Origin of the sequence: Streptomyces sp. MA5143a (genome assembly GCF_900290235.1) — a bacterium.
In the GTDB taxonomy this organism is placed as follows: Bacteria; Actinomycetota; Actinomycetes; order Streptomycetales; family Streptomycetaceae; genus Streptomyces.
This window is the reverse complement of record NZ_OLMK01000014.1, coordinates 1-20869: the sequence shown is the minus strand read 5'-3', so window position 1 is coordinate 20869 and position 20869 is coordinate 1. Positions and strand designations below refer to the sequence as shown.

At 71.5% G+C, this 20869-nt stretch carries 19 protein-coding genes and 1 pseudogene; 10 read left to right on the top strand and 10 right to left on the bottom strand.

Annotated features, from left to right (window positions below):
* Positions 1-37 precede the first annotated feature (37 nt).
* Positions 38-1192 carry a right-handed parallel beta-helix repeat-containing protein gene (locus SMA5143A_RS06885; protein WP_107462025.1) on the top strand — a complete coding sequence of 385 codons (1155 nt, stop codon included), beginning with the start codon at positions 38-40 and terminating at the stop codon, positions 1190-1192.
* Between the two features lie 101 nt (positions 1193-1293).
* On the opposite strand, the gene SMA5143A_RS06880 is transcribed toward SMA5143A_RS06885, so the two are convergent.
* From SMA5143A_RS06880 to SMA5143A_RS06870, 3 genes are all read right to left on the bottom strand, one after another.
* Positions 1294-2970, bottom strand: a complete 1677-nt coding sequence (locus tag SMA5143A_RS06880; protein ID WP_107462024.1) for a rhamnogalacturonan lyase B N-terminal domain-containing protein — start codon at positions 2968-2970, stop codon at positions 1294-1296.
* Between the two features lie 154 nt (positions 2971-3124).
* Positions 3125-3997 carry an anti-sigma factor gene (locus tag SMA5143A_RS06875; RefSeq protein WP_107462023.1) on the bottom strand — a complete coding sequence of 291 codons (873 nt, stop codon included), beginning with the start codon at positions 3995-3997 and terminating at the stop codon, positions 3125-3127.
* A complete protein-coding gene (locus SMA5143A_RS06870; RefSeq protein ID WP_107462022.1) occupies positions 3994-4596 on the bottom strand; it encodes a SigE family RNA polymerase sigma factor in 603 nt (200 codons plus the stop codon). Before SMA5143A_RS06870 ends, SMA5143A_RS06875 begins: the two co-directional genes overlap by 4 nt.
* Before the next feature lie 270 nt (positions 4597-4866).
* On the opposite strand from SMA5143A_RS06870, the gene SMA5143A_RS06865 reads away from it, so the two are divergent.
* Complete coding sequence (locus SMA5143A_RS06865) at positions 4867-6318, top strand: NCS2 family permease (protein WP_107462021.1); 1452 nt, start codon at positions 4867-4869, stop codon at positions 6316-6318.
* A gap of 103 nt (positions 6319-6421) precedes the next feature.
* On the opposite strand, the gene SMA5143A_RS06860 is transcribed toward SMA5143A_RS06865, so the two are convergent.
* Positions 6422-7873: a peptidoglycan D,D-transpeptidase FtsI family protein gene (locus SMA5143A_RS06860; RefSeq protein ID WP_107462020.1), complete on the bottom strand. Its 1452-nt coding sequence runs from the start codon at positions 7871-7873 to the stop codon at positions 6422-6424.
* A gap of 91 nt (positions 7874-7964) precedes the next feature.
* On the bottom strand, positions 7965-8738 hold the full coding sequence (locus SMA5143A_RS06855; protein WP_107462019.1) for an IclR family transcriptional regulator: 774 nt from the start codon (positions 8736-8738) through the stop codon (positions 7965-7967).
* 145 nt (positions 8739-8883) lie between these two features.
* Between SMA5143A_RS06855 and SMA5143A_RS06850 the strand changes: the two genes are divergently transcribed.
* From SMA5143A_RS06850 to SMA5143A_RS06820, 7 genes are all read left to right on the top strand, one after another.
* A complete protein-coding gene (locus SMA5143A_RS06850) occupies positions 8884-10413 on the top strand; it encodes an aldehyde dehydrogenase (NADP(+)) (protein WP_107462168.1) in 1530 nt (509 codons plus the stop codon).
* Positions 10414-10476: 63 nt separating this feature from the next.
* On the top strand, positions 10477-11085 hold the full coding sequence (locus tag SMA5143A_RS06845; RefSeq protein WP_055711783.1) for a DUF1349 domain-containing protein: 609 nt from the start codon (positions 10477-10479) through the stop codon (positions 11083-11085).
* 108 nt (positions 11086-11193) lie between these two features.
* Positions 11194-11706: a GNAT family N-acetyltransferase gene (locus SMA5143A_RS06840; RefSeq protein WP_181361767.1), complete on the top strand. Its 513-nt coding sequence runs from the start codon at positions 11194-11196 to the stop codon at positions 11704-11706.
* A 156-nt stretch (positions 11707-11862) separates the two neighbouring features.
* Positions 11863-12579 carry a DsbA family oxidoreductase gene (locus SMA5143A_RS06835; protein WP_107462018.1) on the top strand — a complete coding sequence of 239 codons (717 nt, stop codon included), beginning with the start codon at positions 11863-11865 and terminating at the stop codon, positions 12577-12579.
* A gap of 106 nt (positions 12580-12685) precedes the next feature.
* Positions 12686-13738: an aminotransferase class V-fold PLP-dependent enzyme gene (locus SMA5143A_RS06830; RefSeq protein ID WP_107462017.1), complete on the top strand. Its 1053-nt coding sequence runs from the start codon at positions 12686-12688 to the stop codon at positions 13736-13738.
* Between the two features lie 45 nt (positions 13739-13783).
* Positions 13784-14392: an RNA polymerase sigma factor gene (locus SMA5143A_RS06825; protein WP_107462016.1), complete on the top strand. Its 609-nt coding sequence runs from the start codon at positions 13784-13786 to the stop codon at positions 14390-14392.
* Positions 14393-14471: 79 nt separating this feature from the next.
* Complete coding sequence (locus SMA5143A_RS06820; protein WP_107462015.1) at positions 14472-15536, top strand: maleylpyruvate isomerase family mycothiol-dependent enzyme; 1065 nt, start codon at positions 14472-14474, stop codon at positions 15534-15536.
* A gap of 101 nt (positions 15537-15637) precedes the next feature.
* On the opposite strand, the gene thpD is transcribed toward SMA5143A_RS06820, so the two are convergent.
* The 5 genes and pseudogenes from thpD to SMA5143A_RS06795 form a co-directional block, all read right to left on the bottom strand.
* Complete coding sequence (gene thpD / locus SMA5143A_RS06815; RefSeq protein WP_107462166.1) at positions 15638-16534, bottom strand: ectoine hydroxylase; 897 nt, start codon at positions 16532-16534, stop codon at positions 15638-15640.
* A gap of 23 nt (positions 16535-16557) precedes the next feature.
* On the bottom strand, positions 16558-16956 hold the full coding sequence (locus SMA5143A_RS06810; RefSeq protein WP_099968708.1) for an ectoine synthase: 399 nt from the start codon (positions 16954-16956) through the stop codon (positions 16558-16560).
* Positions 16957-16997: 41 nt separating this feature from the next.
* Positions 16998-18269 (bottom strand): diaminobutyrate--2-oxoglutarate transaminase, encoded by a 1272-nt coding sequence (ectB, locus tag SMA5143A_RS06805; protein ID WP_099968707.1) that lies wholly within the window; start codon positions 18267-18269, stop codon positions 16998-17000.
* 112 nt (positions 18270-18381) lie between these two features.
* Entirely contained in the window at positions 18382-18933 is a 552-nt protein-coding gene (gene ectA / locus SMA5143A_RS06800) for a diaminobutyrate acetyltransferase (protein WP_181361765.1), read from the bottom strand.
* 437 nt (positions 18934-19370) lie between these two features.
* Positions 19371-19559: pseudogene (locus SMA5143A_RS06795) on the bottom strand (alanine--glyoxylate aminotransferase family protein); the annotation flags it as partial.
* A 170-nt stretch (positions 19560-19729) separates the two neighbouring features.
* Here SMA5143A_RS06795 and SMA5143A_RS06790 point away from each other — a divergent pair.
* On the top strand, positions 19730-20869 hold a 1140-nt coding region (locus tag SMA5143A_RS06790), incomplete at its 3' end, for a hypothetical protein (RefSeq protein ID WP_107462013.1).

Here is a 20869-nt window from a genome sequence, read left to right as displayed (position 1 = left end):
CCCGCTTCGCTCCTCGTCCCCCGAGAAAGGAACCCCCGTGCGTCAGAGCATCGGGCGCCATCGCCGAACCGGCACCCTGTCGATCGCGGCCGCCGTGGCCGTCGCCTCGGGGGCGGGCGGCGTCCTTCTCGGCCTCTCCCACGACGACGCCCGTGCCGCCGCGACCACGGTCACCGTCTCCGACACCGCGTCGCTGGAGTCCGCCTTCGCCCGGGCCGCCGCCGGTACGACCATCAAGGTCCGCGGCGGCACCTACCGGCCCACCCGGACCCTGACGTCCTCGGCCGACGGCACCCCCTCGGCCCGGATCACGCTCACCGCGTACGGGGACGGGAAGGTCAGGATCGACGGCTCCGCGCTGCCCGCCGGGTCCTGGCTCGCCGCGATCCACGGTGACCACTGGACCGTCTCCGGGATCACCTTCCAGAACTCCCCGGCGCAGGGCTTCGTCGCCACGTCGTCCGTCGGCGGGATCTTCGACAACCTCGTCACCGCGGACAACGGCGACTCCGGCTTCACCCTGCGCGGCGACGGCACCACCGGCAACCTCGTGCGGAACCTGGACAGCCACGGCAACTACGACGCCGCGAACCACGGCCGGAACGCCGACGGCATCGCCGTGAAGTTCGGCTCAGGCACCGGCAACCGGATCACCGGCGCCCGCCTCTACGACAACGCGGACGACGGGCTCGACCTCTGGCAGTTCTCCTCGCCCGTCACCGTCGAGCACTCCTGGGCCTTCGGCAACGGCAGGAACCGCTGGAACGACCGCGCGTTCCAGGGCAACGGCAACGGGTTCAAGCTGGGCGGGGGTGGTGCCTCCGTCGCCCACTCCGTCCGCGACAGCGCGGCCTGGGACAACACGCTGCACGGCTTCACCGAGAACTCCAACACCGGGGCGATCCGGCTGCACCGCAACACCGCCTACGCCAACAGAGGGGACGGGTTCTCCTTCGTCGCGGGAAAGGCCCGGCTGACGCGGAACCTGGCGGTGGACAACGGCACGGGGAAGGCCCGGCTGGGTCCGCGCACGGTGTCGGCGGACGACAACTGGGACAGCGGGGTGGCCACACCGCCGTTCAGGTCCACGGACGCGCGCGCGGTGTACGGGCCGCGTGGCAGGGGTGGCGCGCTGCCGGTCACGGCGTTCCTGACGACCGGCTCCACGGCCATCGGCTCGACGATGCGCTGATCCCCGAGAAGGGCGCCCCCCGCCGGTCGTCACCGGCGGGGGGCGCTTGTCGTGCCGACCGAGGGGGGCTCAGGTCGGCACCACTGCCGGCCGAGGGGGGCTCAGGCCAGCAGGTCCACACAGTCGAACGAGGTGCCCGGACTCAGGAAGGCCGTGCCGCTCGATCCACTGACGACATCGATCTTCAGTACGTTGTACCCACTGGTGTTCGACTTCCATGCGCCGGCGGGGACCTGGAACGTGAACATGTGGTTGTTCCCCCGGTAGGAACCCGTGGTCAGGGAACGCGTCGAGGGCTGCCTGGGCGGCGCCGGGACCGGCGACACCCACTCGTTGACCGTCACCCGCGGCCGGCCGTTCGAGAACGCGTCCGTGACCCCGATCCTCAGCGTGTGAGCGGCGGCGGCCTGCGCGGCGGTCAGCTTGAAGTACACGCGGACCCCGTTGTTCACGTCCTGCCACACATACGCCGGGAACGTCGCCGTCTGGTCGCCGCCGCCGAGGGTGACGTCGCCCGTCCACTTCGCGGCCCGGCCGTCGGAGGGGTGCGCGTACGTCATCAGCTCGGCGTTCTTGAACCCGCGCGGCGTGCCGTCCCAGTCGCCGAGCCGCCACAGGGTCCTCGCCACGGACGGATCACCGGTGATGGTCAGGGTGTTGAGCGCGGTGGAGCCGCCCGCCGTCACCGTCACCTGCCGGGTGTGCACGGCCAGCTCGCCCTTGTAGACGGTCAGGGTGTACGTGCCCGGCAGCATGCCCTTGCAGGAGAAGGCGCCGGTGCCGGCCGCGGCCGCGGCCCAGTACTGGGCGTCGGCGTTGGCGAAGCCGACCGTGTACGCGTGCTTCGGGTCCATGCCCTTGAGCCCGACCCCGGCCACCTTGCCGCGCCCCGCCCTGCCGACCCAGCCGGTGATGCCGAGGCCGTCCACCCAGGAGGTGTCGAGCCGGTCGTGGGCCAGGGCCGGGGAGGGGGCGCCGCCGTCGGTGAAGGCGAGGACGTACGGCCCCTGGAGGCCGAAACGTTCCGGCTCGGTCTGGGCCTGGTTGTAGTGCAGGATCTCGTAGAGCCCGGCGCCCTTGTCGTTGGAGTGGCGCAGCAGTGAGCGGTAGAAGGGGCCGCCGGACGCCTTCTCGTGGTTGGAGCGGACGAGCCACAGGCCCACCTCGCCGGTGGTGAACCCGATGTGGTCGTAGTCGATGACCCGCTTGCCCGAGTAGTGCTTGGAGTGGGTGGTGCCGTCCGCGCGCCGCCACACGTCGCCGGCCTCGATGACCTTGTCGGAGCTCTCGATCCAGGAGTCCGGGCCGTCGTTCGGGAACACGCCCGGCTTGAGGCGGACCAGGAAGCGGGTCGCGGTGAACGAGGCGTCCGCCTTGTGCGTCCACAGGTAGATGTCGCTCCGGCCGCTGCGGGCCGCGTACCACTGGGTGATCGCGCCGTGCACGGCCTTCACCAGGATCGTCCGCCCCGACTGCCGGAGCGTGACGGTGGCGCTGCCGAGCCCCGACTCGACGTGCGAGTGCCTGCCGCCGTAGCCCTCGTACTCCTTGCCCCGGTAGCGCAGGGAGGTCAGGTCGCCGGTGGTCTTGGAGACCTTGAAGACCAGGCCGGCGCCCGTGTCGACGACGAGGTTCCGGCCGTCGTCGGAGTGTCCGAAACCGGCGGCGGACGCCGTGGAGAGGAGGCCGGTGCCACCCGCGACGGTGGCGGCCACGCCGATCGCGGTGGCGCCGAGCAGCCGTCTGCGGGACAGGCGTCGTCTCTTGTGCGTGCTCAAGGGGCGTGCTCCGGGAATGGTGGATTCCGTATCGCTCGTACGTGAGAGCAGATGACGGGAACCGGCCGTCGGTTCCCTCCCGCTCTCACGTCTTCCGGTCGCCACCGGCGGCCGAAGGGTTGCCGCCCCCCGCGAGATTTTTCCGCGGGTTTCGCTACGAGTCGCCGTCGTCCGACGCGTCGCCCTCGTCGGGGCCCTCGAAGCCGCCCGCCACCGCGAACTCCTCGCCGTCCGCCGTCGCGGTCATCGCGTAGCGGTCGCCGCTCGCGTCCCGGCCGCCGCGCTCGTGGTTGTACTGCCCGGCGAAGACGAACTCGCCCTTCGGGACCGTACGGCCGTCCTTGAGCACCCAGGTGTAGACCAGGAAACCGTCGTCCTGCGCGACCGTCAGGTCGAAGTCCTGCTCCGGCAGCGAGCGCCAGGCGCCGGACGAGGAGACCCCGCCACTCCCGGCGACCCGCAACTGGACGGTGAGCCCGGTGAGCTGCTCGCTCGTCCTCAGGGTCAGATTGCTCTGTGCCCAGAAGTCGTTGCTGTGCGGGTCGACCGAACCGTCCGACCAGAGCGGACCGTCCTGCTCGTCCCCCGAGGAGGGCAGCTTCGGAACGGGGGAGTTCTTGGCCGACGGTGTGCTCGACGGCTTGGAGCTGGGCTCGCGCTCCTGCTTCGACCCGCCGCGGGTCGGCTGCGGGTCCGGCGGGACGGGGGCCCGGCTCGTCGCGGCCGGGGACTCCAGCGGCGTCGGCGACACCGCGACGGTCTGGTCGTTCGGCCGTTCCTCGCCCTTCACCGCCGACGCGACGGCGTAACCGCCCACCGCGAGCACGCCCGCGACACCCGCGGTCGCGCTGACCACACGCACCCAGCCCCACAGCGGCGGCCGGGTGGCCTTCCGGCTGCGGCGCCGCTCCTCGGGGGCCGCCGCCATTCCGCGCTCGATCCGGGCCAGGATGCGGGCGCGGTCGGGCTCGTGCGCCTCGGCCGACTCGCGCAGCCGGGCACGCAGCTCCTCGTGCACGTCCCTCATCGGTCCCTTCTTCCGCTGCCCGGCGCACCCGCGCCGGTCACCCTCGCGCCCCTGACGCCCGCGCCCGTGACGCCGGCGGGCATCCGCTTCGGGGCGTCCCCGGTGCCGAGCAGCTTCTGCAGCTCGGCCATCCCCTTGGACGTCTGGCTCTTCACCGTACCGACCGAGACGCCGAGGGCGAGCGCCGTGTCCTTCTCCGAGAGGTCGAAAGCATGCCGCAGCACCACGCACGCCCGCTTGCGGAACGGCAGCCGGCGCAGCGCCGACTGCACGTCGACCGCCCCGGCCACATCGGGATTCTCGGTCTTCTCCTCGCGCTGCGACCAGAACAGCGTGATCCGGCGGCGCTCCCGCACCGCGCTGCGGATCCGGGTCCGGGCCAGGTTGGCGACCACCCCGCGGGCGTACGCCACCGGGTGCTCCGCCGCGCGGACCCGGTCCCAGCGATGCCACATCGCGAGCAGCGCGTCCGCGGCGAGATCGTCCGCCGCGTCCGCCTCACCGGTCAACAGATGGGCCAGACGGGACAGTTCGGCGTAGTGCCGTTCGAAGAAGTCGTGGAACTCCACGGAGGCTGCGTCGTCGACGACCGTGCCCACGGGCGACCTCTCTCCTCGCTTCGGCTGGAGGCACCGGGACCGGGTGCCTGTGCGTGCCGTGTGAACGACACGTGATCGACCGGGGCTTCCCCCGACGAGATCCGGAAGAGTAGCAGTGATCGTGAACGAACTTCGTACGAGCCTTCGAACACCGTCTTACGGGACGAACGTCGATTCCGTAACACGGAGAAAACCTGAACCGGGTTCAACGACGGAACAATCCAGCCAGCACCCGCGCGTAGTACACCCACGTCACTAGGAGCACCGCCCATGTCCGAGGCACAGAAGGTGGCCGACCGGCCGAGCACCCCGCCAGCGGGGGCGAACAGCGTCGATCGCTTCTTCGCCATCACCGCCCGGGGGTCCACGTTCGCCCGTGAGATACGCGGCGGCCTCGCCACGTTCTTCACGATGGCATACATCCTTGTCCTGAATCCCATCATCCTGGGCAGCGCCAAGGACAAGTACGGCCACACCCTCGACGGCGCCGAACTCGTCACCGCCACCGCCCTCGTGGCGGCCGTGATGACGATCATCATGGGCGTCGGCGGCAACCTGCCGCTCGCGCTCGCCGCGGGCCTCGGACTCAACGCGGTCGTCGCCTTCCAGATAGCCCCGCTGATGAGCTGGCCCGACGCGATGGGCCTGGTCGTCCTCGAAGGTCTGCTGATCTGCGCCCTGGTGGTCACGGGCCTGCGCGAGGCGGTCATGCACGCGATACCGCAGCCGCTCAAGCAGGCGATCAGCGTCGGCATCGGCCTGTTCATCGCGTTCATCGGCTTCGTCGACGCCGGGTTCGTCACCCGCATCCCGGACATCGCGAACACCACGGTTCCGGTGCAACTCGGCGCGGCCGGTTCGCTGTCCGGCTGGCCCATCCTGGTCTTCTGCCTCGGCGTCCTGCTGACCATCGGCCTGCTCGCCCGCAAGGTGAAGGGCGCGATCCTCATCAGCATCCTGACAATGACGGTCGTTGCGATCGTGATCAACTCGGTGGCCGACATCAAGAGCTGGGGCCTGACCACCCCGAAGGTCCCCGACGACCTCGTGGCCGCCCCCGAGTTCGGACTGATCGGCGACTTCAGCCTCTTCGGCTCCTTCGGCGAGACCACCGTCATCACGGTCGTCCTGCTGGTCTTCACCCTGCTGCTCTCGGACTTCTTCGACACCATGGGCACCGTCGTCGGTGTCAGCGCCGAGGCGGGGCTGCTCGACGAGGAGGGCAAGGTCCCGAACCTCGGCCGGGTCCTGCTCATCGACGGCGCCGCGGCGGTCGCCGGCGGCGCGGCCTCCTCGTCCTCCGCGACCTCCTACATCGAGTCCGCCGCGGGCGTCGGCGAGGGCGCCCGTACCGGCTTCTCCAACCTGATCACCGGCGGCCTCTTCGCCGTCGCCCTCTTCCTCACCCCGCTGCTGACCATCGTCCCGATGCAGGCCGCCGCCCCCGCGCTGGTCGCCGTGGGCTTCCTGATGATGACCCAGGTCAAGAACATCGACTGGGACCGGTACGACATCGCCATCCCCGCGTTCCTCACCATCGCCGTGATGCCGTTCACCTACTCCATCACCAACGGCATCGGCGCCGGCTTCCTCGCCTACGTCCTCATCAGGACGGTCCTCGGCAGGGCCAAGGAGATCCACTGGCTGCTGTGGGGCACCTCGGCGCTGTTCCTGGTGTACTTCGCGATCAACCCGGTCCAGCAGCTGTTCGGCGTGCGGTAGCCGTCATGCGGTAGCCGTCATGCGGCAGACGCCATGAAGGAAGGGCCGCCCCCCGGGGGAAAGGGGCGGCCCTTCGTCCGCGGACGGTCCTCGACCGCCGGTCTCAGTCCTTCAGCGCCGCCCGCATCGCGGCCTTCGCGACCGGCGCCGCCAGCCCGTTGCCGCTGACCTCGGAGCGGGCCGCGTTCGACTGCTCCACGACCACCGCGACGGCGACCTCCTTGCCGTCGGCCTTCGCGTACGACGTGAACCAGGCGTACGGCGTCTTGCTGTTCTTCTCGCCGTGCTGGGCGGTACCCGTCTTGCCGCCCACGGTCGCCCCGCCGATCCGCGCGTTCGTGCCCGTGCCGTCCTCGACGACCGTCTCCATCGCCGACCGCAGCTGCTTCGCGGTGGACGCGCTCACCACCTGCTCGGTGCCGGCCTCGGAGTCGTAGTCCTCCAGCACGTCGCCGCCGCCGTCGGTGATCTGCGACACCATGTGCGGCGTCACCAGCTTGCCGTCGTTGGCGATGGCCGCCGACACCATGGCCATCTGCAACGGCGTCGCGGTGACGTCGTACTGCCCGATCCCGGTCAGCGCCGTGGACGACTCGTCCATGTCGGACGGGTACACGCTGGTGTACGCCCGCACCGGCACGTCCTGCTCCGTGTCGTCGAAGCCGAACTTCTCGGCCATCGCCCTTACCTTGTCCTGGCCCAGCTTGACGGCCATCCGCGCGAACACGTTGTTGCACGAGTACTGCAGCGCCGTACGGATGGAGGCGTTCTCGCAGGGCGCGTTCGGGTTCTCGTTGCTCAACTCGGTCGTGGTGCCCGGCAGGGTGTACGGGTCGGGGCTGTCCGTCCGCACATCCACCGACGGGTACAGCCCGTCCTCCAGCGCGGCCGCCGCCACGACCAGCTTGAACGTCGACCCCGGCGGCAGCGGCTGCCGCAGCGCCCGGTTGGTCAGCGGCTTGTCCGGGTCCGCGGTGAGCTTCTGCCAGGCCGCGCCCGCCGTGTTGGCGTCCGTGAGCGACGACGGGTCGTACGACGGCGTCGACACCACCGCGAGGATCCTCCCGGTCTTCGGGTCGATCGCGACGGCCGCGCCCTTCTTGTCGCCGAGCGCCCCGTACGCCGCCTTCTGCACGGACGGGTCGATCGTCGTGATCACGTCGCCCGGGTCGGCCCGCTCGCGGGTCAGGGTGTCCAGCACCGTCTTCAGCCGGGGGTCCGTGCCGTTGAGCAGGTCCTGGTAGATGCCCTCCAGCTGCGTGGGCGCGTAACTCTGCGAGGCGTACCCCGTCACCGCCGCGTACAGCTCACCGTCCTTGTAGGTGCGCTTGTAGGCGAGGTCGCCGCCCTTCGTCCGCGCGGAGCCGGTGACCGCGTCGCCGCCCACGATGATGTTCCCGAGCGGCGCCGCGTACGTCTCGATCGCGTTCCGCCGGTTGTCCTTGTCCTCCGCGAGCGCCGTGCCCTCGTAGAACTGCACCCATGTCGCCCGCACCAGCAGGGCGAGCACGAGGAGCAGGGTGAAGACGGCGCTGCGCCTGATCGTCTTGTTCATCGCACCCGGACAGACGAGCGGAACACGGTCGGTCGTTCCCTACCGCCCCGGTTCTCATGAGGTCTTCATGAGGTCTTCAGAGGTCTTCGGGTCAGAGTCTGCGGGTCGCCAGCGTGAGCCGGTCGCGGGCGTCGAACAGGGCGTCCTTGACCAGCTGCTCGTGCGCCGGGGTGAGCCGGGCCACCGGCACGGAGCAGCTGATCGCGTCACGGGCCGGGGTGCGGTACGGGATCGCCACGCCGAAGCAGCGCAGACCGAGGGTGTTCTCCTCGCGGTCCGCGGCGAAGCCCTGCTCGCGGACCTGGTGGAGCTCCTCGATGAGCTGCTCCCGGTCGGTGATCGTGTTCTCGGTGAGCGCCGGGAGGGTCTCCGGGAGCATCTTGCGGACCTGCTCGTCGGTGTGGGTGGCGAGCAGCGCCTTGCCGAGGGAGGTGGAGTGGGCGGGCAGCCGCCGGCCGACCCGGGTGAAGGGCCGCAGATAGTGCTGCGACTGCCGGGTGGCCAGATAGACGACGTTGGTGCCGTCGAGGCGGGCCAGGTGGATGGTCTCCGTGGTGTCGTCGGAGAGGCGGTCGAGCGTGGGGCGGGCCAGCGCCACCACCTCGTCCCCGTCGATGTACGAGGTCCCGACGAGCAGGGCCCGTACGCCGATGCCGTACCGCGTGCCCGTCGCGTCCGTCTCGACCCAGCCGAGCTCCACCAGGGTGCGGAGCAACATATAAAGGCTGGACTTGGGATAGCCGACGGCCTCCTGCACCGCCGCGAGGGAGTGCATTCCGGGGCGTCCGGCGAAGTATTCGAGCAGTTCGACGGTCCGTACCGCCGACTTGACCTGCGCTCCGCCGCCCGTCTCGACTGCCGACATCGCCCTTGACCCCTTCGTTCGACGGGAAATAGTCTCCAACACCATATTCATCATTGAAGACGGCGTTCAGCATATCGAACGACCTTGGTGAATGACCCAGACAATACCCCTGGGAATGACCCAGAAATACGTGGAGGGACCCGCGGTGGCAGCAGCACCAGTCTGGAGTGTCGACCCCCGAACCGGGAAGCAGCGTGAGCAGGTCGCGGTGGAGGCCACAGCCCAGGAGGTGGACGCCGCCGTCCGCGCGGCCCACGCGGCCCGCGGCGCCCTCGCCGACCGCACCGTCCGCTCGGCGTTCCTGCGCACGGCGGCCGACCAGCTCCAGGCGGCCAAGGAACAGCTCGTCGAGGTGGCCGACGCGGAGACCGCGCTCGGCCCGGTCCGGCTCACCGGTGAACTCGCCCGCACCTGCTTCCAGCTGCGGGCCTTCGCCGACATCGTCGACGAGGGCGCCTTCCTCGACGTGGTGATCAACCACCCCGACGACACCGCGACCCCGCCCATCCCCGACCTGCGCCGCTACAAGGTCCCGCTGGGCGTCGTCGCCGTCTACTCGGCCTCCAACTTCCCCTTCGCCTTCTCCGTCCCCGGCGGCGACACGGCGAGCGCGCTGGCCGCCGGGTGCCCGGTGGTCGTCAAGGCCCACCCCGACCACCCGGCGCTGTCCGAGCTGGTCGCGATCGTGCTGCGCCGCGCCGCCGCCGAGCACGGCATCCCCGAGGGCGTCCTCGGTCTCGTCCACGGCTTCGAGGCGGGCGTCGAGCTGGTCAAGCACCCGCTGGTGACCGCCGCCGGCTTCACCGGCTCCGTCCGCGGCGGCCGGGCCCTGTTCGACGCGGCGGCCGCGCGGCCGGTGCCGATCCCGTTCCACGGCGAGCTGGGCTCCCTGAACCCCGTCCTCATCACCGAGGCCGCGGCGGCCGAGCGCGCCGAGGCGATCGGTACGGGTCTCGCGGGCTCCATGACCCTCGGTGTCGGCCAGTTCTGCGTGAAGCCGGGCCTGGTGCTGGCGCCGGCGGGCGACGCCGGTGACCGGCTGGTCAAGTCGCTCACCGACGCGGTCAGCGATGTCGACGCGGGTGTCCTGCTCGACCACCGGATGCGCGACAACTTCCTCGCCGGTGTCGCCGAGCGCGCGGAGCTGCCGGACGTGGAGTCGCCGGTGACGGCGGGCGCGGGCGGCGATCACACCGTCAGCCCCGGCTTCCTCACCGTCCCCGCCGGCAAGCTGGCGTCCGAGGGCGAGCACGACCTGCTCCTGGAGGAGTGCTTCGGGCCGCTCACCGTCGTCGCGCGCTACGAGGACGAGGACGAGGCCAAGTCGGTGCTGTCCCGGCTGCCGGGCAACCTCACCGCCACGGTGCACCTGTCCGGTGAGGAGGCCGCCGGTGAGGGGCGCGGCCCGGAGCTGCTCGCGGAGCTGACGCCGCTGGCGGGCCGAGTGCTGGTCAACGGCTGGCCGACGGGTGTGGCCGTCGCCGCGGCCCAGCACCACGGCGGGCCCTACCCCGCGACGACGTCGACGTCCACCTCGGTGGGCGGCACGGCCATCGAGCGGTGGCTGCGGCCGGTGGCGTACCAGGGGGCACCGGAGGCGCTGCTGCCGCCGGAGCTGCGGGACGACAATCCGCTGGGACTGCCGCGGCGCTTCAACGGCGCGCTGGAGCGGTAGGCCGCCTTTCCCGCGCCCTCAAAAGGGGCGCGGGTGCCGGCCGGGGGCTGTAAGAATCCCCCAATGGATCTCGAACTTCCCGAACTCCCTTTCCCTCTTCGCACGTATGGGCCCGATGGGCACTGGTCCTATGAGGACGGGGTGCTCACCGGGTGGGCCGGCGCCCGGCAGGACCGGTTCGTGCCGCCCACGGACGAGGGGCTGGACCCCGTCACGGACGCGCCCAGGCTGCTGGGGGCGCCGGAGGGGGACTTCCAGTTGATCGCCCGCGTCACCGTCGGCTTCGCCGCCGGGTTCGACGCGGGCGTGCTGTATGTGCACGTCGGGGAGCGGGCCTGGGCGAAGCTGTGCCTGGAGTACTCGCCGGACGTCCCCACCGTCTGCACGGTGGTCACCCGTGGACACTCCGACGACGCCAACTCCTTCACCGTCGAGGGGAGTTCGGTGTGGCTGCGGGTCAGCCGCACGGGCCGGGCGTTCGCCTTCCACGCCTCCCGCGACGGCAAGCACTGGACGTTCGTCCGGCTGTTCACGCTCGCCGGGGAGCGGGAGAGCGGGGCCGCCCTGGTCGGATTCATGACCCAGTCCCCGATGGGAGAGGGCTGCGTGGTGACGTACGACGGCATCGAGTTCCGTCCGAACTGGCCCGAGGACCTGAGAAACGGCAGCTGAGGGGCGGGAGCGCGGGCGGCCACGGTGCCCGGTGTCACCCCCGGCCGGGGTGCCCGGTGTGTCACCCCCGGCCGGAACCGTCGCGACGGCGCGCTCGTCCTCCTCCGCATGATCAAGGACCGTGTGGAACGAGTGACCGGAGCGCGAGTGATCAGGACCGTGCTCCCCGCCGAGCTCCATGACGTCGTCGCGCTGCACGCCCGCGCCCGCGCGACGTACTACCCGGACGGCGTCCCCGACGACGGCACGGACTGGCTCGCCGGCTGGCGGCGGGCCGTCGAGCGACCGGACGGCCGTGTGCTCTGCGCGGTGGAGCACGGTCGGATCACCGGCATCGCCTCCTTCCGCACGGCGGAGGACGGCCCCGCCGACTCGGTGTACCTCGCCCAGCTCCATGTGGACCCCGACCAGTGGCGCCGCGGCACCGGCCGGGCCCTGCACGCGGCCTGCGTGGAGGAGTGGCGGGCCGACGGCAGGCGCACGGCCACGCTCACCGTCCACGTCGACAACCACCGGGCGCGGGCCTTCTACGCCCGCCTCGGCTGGACACCGGACCCCGAGAACCCGCCGGCCCCGGACGACCACCATCTGCTCCTCACCTATGCGGTCACCGGGGGGTGAGCCGGAGCCGGGACGGCACTCGGGGACGGGCCGGGGCGAGCCGGAGCGGGGGAGGGGCGCGGGAATGAGGCGGGCTGCTTGAACGTTCATCCATCGTAGAAGCGGAGCGCGCCGCCTCCGTCCACCCGTACCCGTACGACCGAAGAGAGCTGACACATGCGCGTCGAGATCTGGAGCGACATCGCCTGCCCCTGGTGCTACGTGGGCAAGGCCCGCTTCGAGAAGGCGCTCGCGGCCTTTCCGCACCGCGACGACGTCGAGGTGGTGCACCGCTCCTTCGAGCTCGACCCCGGTCGCGCCAAGGACGACATCCAGCCGGTCCTCACCATGCTGAGCAAGAAGTACGGGATGAGCGAGGCGCAGGCCCAGGCCGGCGAGCACAACCTCCGCGCGCAGGCCGGCGCCGAGGGCCTCGCCTACCGGGCGGAGGGCCGCGACCACGGCAGCACCTTCGACATGCACCGCCTGCTGCACCTCGCCAAGGAGCACGGCCGGCAGACCGAGCTCCTCCAGCTGCTGTACCGGGCGAACTTCGCCGAGGAGCGCTCCGTGTACGCCGACGCGGACGAGTTCCTGATCGAGCTGGCCGTCGAGGCCGGGCTCGACGAGGGCGCCGCCCGCCAGGTGCTGGCCGACCCCACCGCGTACGCGGACGCCGTCCGCGAGGACGAGCGGGAGGCGGCCGAGCTGGGCGCGAACGGGGTGCCGTTCTTCGTGCTGGACCGGAAGTACGGGGTGTCCGGTGCGCAGCCCGCCGAGGTGTTCGAGCGGGCGCTCGCGCAGGCGTGGGGCGCGCGGTCGCCGCTCCAGGTGATCCAGGAGGGCGGCGCGGAGGCGTGCGGGCCCGACGGATGTGCGGTGCCGTCCCGGTGACGGCGGCGGCAAGGTGCTGGTAGGCCGCCATGTATAAGCAGTGCTTTGAGAAATCGTGCAAAACCTCTCAATGGACGGGGAGGTCTTCGGGCCCCACAGTGGAGGCATGGAGACCTTCGAGAGCCTCGTCCGAGCCGAGTTCGCACCGAAGAACACCTATCTGAACACCGCCAGCAGCGGTCTGCTGCCCGCCCGGACGGTGGCCGCGCTGGGTCGGGCCGCGCTGCTGCGGGCCGAGGGCCGGCCGCTGGACCCGCTCTTCGACGACGTGGAGGCCGCGCGGGCCGCGTTCGCCCGGCTGGCCGGGGTGCCGGCCGGGCGGGTGGCGGCCGGGACGTCGGTCGCCGCGCACACCGGCGTGGTCGCCGCGTCGCTGCCGCCCGGCGCCGAGGTGCTGACCGCCGAGGACGACTTCACCTCCGTCCTCAACCCGTTCCACGTCCGGGGCGACCTCAAGGTGCGGGCCGTGCCACTGGAGCGGCTCGCCGAGTCCGTCCGCCCCGGCACCGCGCTCGTCGCGGTCGGCGCCGCCCAGTCCGCCGACGGCCGGATCGCCGACCTGCCCGCGCTGCGCGAGGCGGCGCGGGACCACGGGGCGCGGACCTACGTCGACTTCTCCCAGGCCGCCGGATGGCTGCCGATGGACGCCGACGCGTACGACTACACCGTCTGCACGACCTTCAAGTGGCTGCTCGGCCCGCACGGCGCGGCCTTCCTCGTGGTGCCCGAGGACTTCGGCGGGCTGACCCCGGTGCTGGCCGGCTGGGTCGCGGGGGAGAACCCCTGGGGCAGCTGCTACGGCCCCGTCACCGAACTCGCCCGTTCCGCCCGCCGCTTCGACCTGACCCCGGCCCTGTTCACCTACGCCGGACTGCGCCACTCCCTCGCGCTCGTCGAGGAACTCGGCGTGGCCGCCGTCCACGCCCATGACCTCGCCCTCGCGGACCGGTTCCGCGCGGGGCTCGCCGCTCTCGGCCACGAGCCCGTGCCGGCGCCCGGCTCGGCGATCGTCTCCGTGCCCGGACTGGGCGCGCGGCAGCCCGAGTTGAGCGCGGCCGGCATCCAGGTCTCCGACCGTGCCGGCAACCTGCGCGTCGCCTTCCACCTCTACAACACGGCGGCGGACGTCGACCGGGTCCTGGACGCCCTGTCTTCCTGAACCGCTGGCGCGAGCCTGGCCGGGACGCTAGGAAGGGCATCAGGGATGGTGGTGCCGGTGGAGCCGACGCTCGAACAGCCGTCCATCGATGTGGAGTTGCATCGGCGGCTGGTGTACGGGGACGAGTCCGCGCTGCGTGAGGCCTACGCGGCGTACGGGGCACTCGTGCGCCGGGTGGCCGTCCGGGTCACCCACAGTCAGGCGGCGGCCGAGGACGTGGCCCAGGAGGTCTTCGCCCAGCTGTGGACCAGCCCGTACGGCTTCGACGCGCGGCGCGGCTCCCTGCGCACCTGGCTGTCGATGCTCGCCCACCGGCGGGCCGTGGACTGGGTGCGCAGCGAGGCCCGGCACCGCAAGGACGCCCAGGCGGACGACTCGGCGCTGCACGCCATCCCCGACGCCGGACCCGGCCCGCACGAGACGGTCGTGGACCGCGAGCGCTCCCTGCTGCTGCACACCGCCCTCGCCGAACTCCCCCGCACCCAGCGGGAGGTGGTCCACCTCGCCTACTTCGCGGGCCGCACCTACCGGCAGGCCGCCGTGGAGCTGGGCATCCCCGAGGGCACCGCGAAGACCCGGCTCCGCTCGGCCCTGCGCAAACTGGCGGAGTCCCTCGCGGATCCACCGGACCCGGCAGCGGCGAGGGGCGCGTGATGGCGGCCCCTCACCGCTCCGCCGGGGCCGCGCGGGCCCTGCGTATCGTGGCAGCGGCACGGCGAAAGGGCGGCGCGCGATGACCATCGACCACGACGGCGTACGGGAGCTGCTGGCCGCCTGGGCCGTCGGCGCGCTGCCACCCGCCGACGCCAGGGCCGTACCGCTCCACCTCGCCGACTGCGAGACCTGCGCGGCCGAGGCCGAACGACTCCGGGCGACCGTACGGCTGCTGGACGGCACCCCCGGCCCGGACTCAGGGGCGAGCGGCGCCCCCGGTGACCCGCGCGACGAGGCCGCGCGCGCCGGTGAGGGGGGTGGTGCGGACGGGGTGCTCGCGTCGGCGCTGCGCTCGCGCCGGCCCCGTACGCCGGGTGTCGCCCCGCACGCGGCGCCGTACGCCGCCGCCGTCGCCGGACTCCGGGCGCTGGTCCGGGAGCTGCCGGGCCGCTGGGGCACGCCGGTGGTGCACGACTGGGACGCGCACGCCACCGTCGCCCATCTCGTCGCCGCCGACGAACACCTCGCCGTGGCGCTCGGGGTCCCGGCCCGGCTGCCGGTCTCCCGCATCCCGGCCGGGACGCCCGCCGCGCACGCGTGGGAGCTGCGCACCGCCGACGCCATCGCCCACGAGCACACCCGTACGCCCGAGGAGACTGTCGCCACCTGGGCCGCGCAGACCGCCGACCTCCTGGCGACCCCGGAGGCCCGCGACCCCTCTCTCGCCGCCCGCGCGGCGACGGTGATGGGTCTCAGACTGCCCGTCGCCGACCACTTCGTCATCCGCGCCTTCGAGGCGTGGATCCACGCCGACGACATCGGCCGGGCGCTCGGCATCGCCGTACCGCCGCCGCCCGCCGAGCATCTGGAGCAGCTGGTCCGGCTCGCCGTCCGCATCCTCGGCCTGGCCCTGCACGACGCGCCGCCCGTCCTCGTCGAGGTCACCGGGACCGCCCCCGGCACCGGCTGGGTCCTCGGCTCGGACGCCGAGCCCGTGGCCGCCGAACTGACCCTGGACCCGGTCGACTTCTGCCTGCTGGTCGGCGGTCGCTATGCCCCCGACGAGGTGCCGAGGGGGCTCACGGGCGACGAGCGCGCCGCACGGAACGTCCTGGTCACGGCGGCGTCGCTGGCCTGGCTGTAGCGTCCGCCCTCCAGGAGCCGCACACACGGCGGACCGGGCGGTCCCTCAGGGGGCAGGGACCGCCCGGTCCGGTCATCGTGACGGCGAGGTCGGGGTCGGGATCACCGCACGGGGGTGAAGTCCCGCGCGCCGATGAACTCCGGCCGCCGTACGGGAGCCGCGAACGGCTCGACCGCCGCGTTCTCCACGCTGTTGAAGACGATGAAGACGTTGCTGCGCGGGAACGGCGTGATGTTGTCGCCGGAGCCGTGCATGGCGTTGCAGTCGAACCAGGTCGCCGAGCCGGCCTTGCCCGTGAACAGCTTGATGCCGTACTCGGAGGCCATCGCCGTCAGCGCCTCGTCCGACGGGGTGCCCGCGTCCTGCATCTGCAGCGACTTCTTGTAATTGTCCTTCGGGGTGGCGCCCGCGCAGCCGAGGAACGTCCGGTGCGACCCCGGCATGATCATCAGGCCGCCGTTGGTGTCGTGGTTCTCGGTCAGCGCGATCGAGACGGACACCGTCCGCATGTTCGGCAGCCCGTCCTCGGCGTGCCAGGTCTCGAAGTCGGAGTGCCAGTAGAACCCGGACGCGCCGAAGCCCGGCTTCACATTGATCCGCGACTGGTGCACGTACACGTCGGAGCCGAGGATCTGCCGGGCCCGGCCGACGACCCGCTCGTCCCGGACGAGCCGCGCGAACACCTCGCTGATGCGGTGCACCTCGAAGACGGACCGGATCTCCTTCGACTTCGGCTCGATGATCGAGCGTTCGTCGGCGCGGACCGCGGGATCGGTGACGAGCCGCTCCAGCTCCCGGTGGTACACGGCGACCTCGTCCGGCGTGATGAGCTCCTCGACGGCGAGGAAGCCGTCCCGCTCGTACCGCTGGAGGTCGGTCAGGGAGATCGGGCCGGGGGTGCCGGGGGCACCCCAGACGACCGGGTCCTGGCGCGGGACCGACACCTCGGTGGCGCCGCGGCTGGGGTAGAGATCGGGCACGCGGGTGGCGGTGTTCATCGTGGTGCTCGTGGTCATGATGGTCAGCCCTCCTCCGTCAGCAGGGGATAGACGCCGTTCTCGTCGTGGTCCTCCCGTCCGGTCACGGGCGGGTTGAACACACAGATGCAGCGGAAGTCCTCCTTGATCCGCATCGTGTGCCGCTCGTGACCGTCGAGGAGGTACATGGTCCCGGGCGTGATCGTGTACGTCCGCCCGGTCTCGTCGTCGGTCAGTTCGGCCTCGCCCTCGACGCACACCACGGCCTCGATGTGGTTCGCGTACCACATCGACGTCTCCGTGCCCGCGTAGAGGATCGTCTCGTGCAGGGAGAAGCCGACCTTCTCCTTGGCGAGGACGATGCGTTTGCTCTCCCACGTGCCGGACGCCGCTTTGACGTGCCGGTCGGTGCCTTCCAGATCCTTGAAAGAACGGACGATCACGGTGGTTCCAGGCCTCCTTGTGGGCTTTCCTCGGATGGTTGTCAGACGGTTTCCCGCACGGCGCGGGCGAGGACGCGCAGGCCCTCGTCCAGCTCGTCCGGGGTGATGGTGAGGGCGGGCAGCAGCTTCACGACCTCGCTCTCCGGGCCGGACGTCTCGATCAGCAGCCCGAGTTCGAAGGCCCGCTTGGCGATCCGGCCCGCGCGGGCCTTCTCGTGGAACTCCAGGCCCCACACCAGCCCGCGGCCCCGGTACTCCTTCACGTCGGCGAGGTTCTCCTCGGTGATGGAGATCAGCGCCTGCTCGACCTGCTCACCGCGCGCACGGGTCTGCTTCTCCATGGCGGAGCCGTCCGACCAGTACGCCTCCAGGGCGGCGGTCGCGGTGACGAAGGCGGGGTTGTTGCCGCGGAAGGTGCCGTTGTGCTCGCCTGGCTCCCAGATGTCCAGCTCCGGCTTGAACAGGCACAGCGACATCGGCAGTCCGTAGCCGCTGATGGACTTGGAGACGGTGACGATGTCCGGGGTGATGCCCGCCTCCTCGAACGAGAAGAAGGCCCCCGTACGGCCGCAGCCCATCTGGATGTCGTCGACGATCAGCAGCATGTCCTGCCGCTCGCACAGCTCGGCGAGGGCGCGCAGCCACTCCGGGCGGGCGACGTTGATGCCGCCCTCGCCCTGGACCGTCTCCACGATCACGGCGGCGGGCTTGTTCAGCCCGGACCCCTGGTCCTCCAGGATCCGCTCGAACCACAGGAAGTCGGGGACCTGGCCCTCGAAGTAGTTGTCGAACGGCATCGGCGTCCCGTGCACCAGCGGGATGCCCGCGCCGGCCCGCTTGAAGGCGTTGCCGGTGACGGCGAGGGAGCCCAGGGACATGCCGTGGAAGGCGTTGGTGAACGACACGATGGCCTCGCGGCCCTTCACCTTCCGCGCCAGTTTCAGCGCGGACTCCACGGCGTTGGTGCCGGTAGGGCCCGGGAACATGACCTTGTAGGGCAGGTCACGGGGCCGCAGCACCAGGTTCTGGAAGGACTCCAGGAACGCCCGCTTGGCGCTCGTCGACATGTCGAGGCCGTGGGTGACGCCGTCCCGCTCCAGGTAGTCGATCAGGGCCCGTTTGAGCACCGGGTTGTTGTGGCCGTAGTTGAGCGAACCGGCTCCGGCGAAGAAGTCCAGGTAGCTGTGGCCGTCCTCGTCGCGCATCCGGCTGCCCTGCGCGGTGTCGAACACGGTGGGCCAGCCGCGGCAGTAGCTGCGCACCTCGGACTCCAGGGTCTCGAAGACGCTCAGGTCGGGCTGGGTGATGGTCACGGCGAATCGCTCCTCGATGCGTGGGGGGTGCGGGTGTGCGGGAGTGGGGGAGAGGGGGCGGCCCGGCGGGGGCCGGTGGTGCGTGGGCCGGTGGTGCCTGGGCCGGTGGTGCTCAGGGGGACAGCGGGCCGATGCGGTGCAGCACCTCGGGCTCGTGCGGGCCGTCGGGGAAGTCCCCCGCCTCGAACAGGACCGTGCGCTCGACGGTCGCGCCGTGGCGTTCGGCGAACGCGGCGAACAGCCGTTCCGAGGCGGTGTTGCCCGGGGTGATGGTGGTCTCGACGGCGGTCAGCGCGCGCTCTCTCGCGACCCGCGCGGCGAGTCCGTCCAGCAGCGCCCCGGCGAGCCCGCGCCCGCGGTGCGCCTCGTCGACGGCCACCTGCCACACGAGGAGGGTGTCCGGCCGCTCGGGCCGCACGTACCCGGTCACGAAGCCGACCGGTTCCCCCGTCTCGTCACGGGCCACCGCCGAGGTGTCCGCGAAGTCCCGGCACCACAGCAGATAGCTGTACGAGGAGTTCAGGTCGAGGGTTCCGGAGGCCCCGGCGATACGCCACAGCGCGCTGCCGTCCGCCACGTCCGGGCGGTCGATCCGAATTCCCTCGGCGATTTCCGACGGTGATTCCAGGTGTGCGATGTGCAGGTCTGCTTGTGCGGCAGTCATACGGCTTGAATTTACCCAGCGAAATTTCGAATTGCATCGCCGCTCGGGGTTACGAATGAGCGTCCCCTGTGTTATCACGCGGGCGCGAGCGGGCGCGCAAGCAGGTGGTTGACCTGTGTGGTTTTGCCCGGAAATACCCTCGCAAAAAGGGCGCGCTGTGGAGTCCGTCACATGCGCCTGCCCCTCACGGAATCCACCCGGATCTCACCCCTTGTTGTTCGCGAAACCTTTGCGTTTAGGGAAGGTGGAAGCGGGCATAAGAATACGGGATCCTACCCATGGAATTGTAGGACCCTTTCTGCTGGAAAAGCGACCCTCTTTTCCGTCGATTCGCCGGTTCCGGGGGCGACGTGCCGGAGCAGTAATGGGCGGCACTGACCGCGGCCGGGGGCCCCGCGCTGGGGCCCCGCGCCGGGGGCGCCGCCCTCCGCGTGTCACGGGCGCCCGGGGTTCGCGGTGAGGGCCTTGGCGACGAGTTCGGACGCGTCGCCATCGTCCGGCACCCGCAGGGTCGTCGCGACCGGGGCTGCGTCGCGCGCCTCGCGCACATACGGCTCCAGGCCGCCGCCCAGCGCGAGCGCCCCCGCCCGGGTGGCCTCGGCGGCCGAGGCATGGCGGGCCGTCACCGTGTAGAAGAGCGCACCGTGCTCACGGACGACCTCGCCGCTCGCGGCGACGGGGTTGTGACCTCACGGGTGTGAACGAACGTTCCGTTGTCGTATGTGTGACCTTTGCCCGCCATGGTCGTTGACGGCGGTGAGGGTGCGGCCGGTGCGGGGACGGTGGGTGATCGGCGATGGGTGGGCTGCGGGAGTTGGCGGCGCCGTTCGTCGCCGTGGGCCCGTCCGGTGTGGCGGTCCGTGACCGGCTCAAGCACCTGACGGCGGAGGACGAGACCGTACTGCGCATGGTCGGCGATCATCTGGGCACTCTCGCCTCGCGGGACCTCAGAGCCCGGTGTGCGGTGGGGCTGGACCATGACGCCGAAGGGTGGGCCGTGCGTAAGCGTGCTGTGACGGGGGTGTCGTCCTCCCGCTGGGCCGGGTCGATCACGAAGGCCACGCATGATCAGTGGGCGCTGGCCCGGCGCGGGCAACTCGCGCACATCCAGAGCCTGGAAGCGGGGGTGCGGATGATCGCCCACCGGTTGTCGCCGCCGGTGGGCGAGAAGGGCAGCGGGCGGGCTCCTGGGGGTTATGCGAGCAGGCGGGAGTGGCATGCGAAGTCCCGTCGTCTGCACGTGCTCACCGACCGGCTCCAAGCCCTCCGTGCGGACTGGGAGGCCGGACGGGTGGGGGTGGTGCGGGGCGGGAAGCGGCTGCTGAACACCCGCCACCACTTGGAGGCCGCCCGGCTCACCGAGGAGCGGTGGCGCACCCGGTGGCAGGCGGAGCGGCGTTTCCTGAAGGCCGACGGCGAGTCCGGCAGACGGTTCGGCAACGAGACCATCCGCGTCACCCCCGACGGCGAGGTCTCCCTGAAACTCCCCGCGCCGCTTGCCTATCTGGCGAACGCCCCGCACGGCCGGTACGTGCTCACCGCCCGGGTGAGGTTCGCGCACCGGGGTGAGCAGTGGGCCGACCGCATCCACGCGAACCGGGCCGTGGCCTACCGCATCCACGAGGACACCGCCCGCGGCCGCTGGTACCTCACCGCCTCCTGGACCAACCCCACAGTGCAGAGCGTGCCGCTGGCCGCGGTCCGCGCGGGGGGTCTGGTGGGGGTGGAAACCAACGCCGACCACCTGGCCGCGTGGCGCCTGGACGCCCACGGCATCCCCGTCGTCGCTGTCGACCCCGCCTACACCAGCCGCTGGGGCGCCCAGCACTGGCAACAACCCCTCACCAGCACAAACCGCAAGATCACCCGCCACGACGCGGCCGCCGTGGCGATCGGAAGGCGCGCCCTCGGGCACCCGGTCCGGCGACGGACGGCG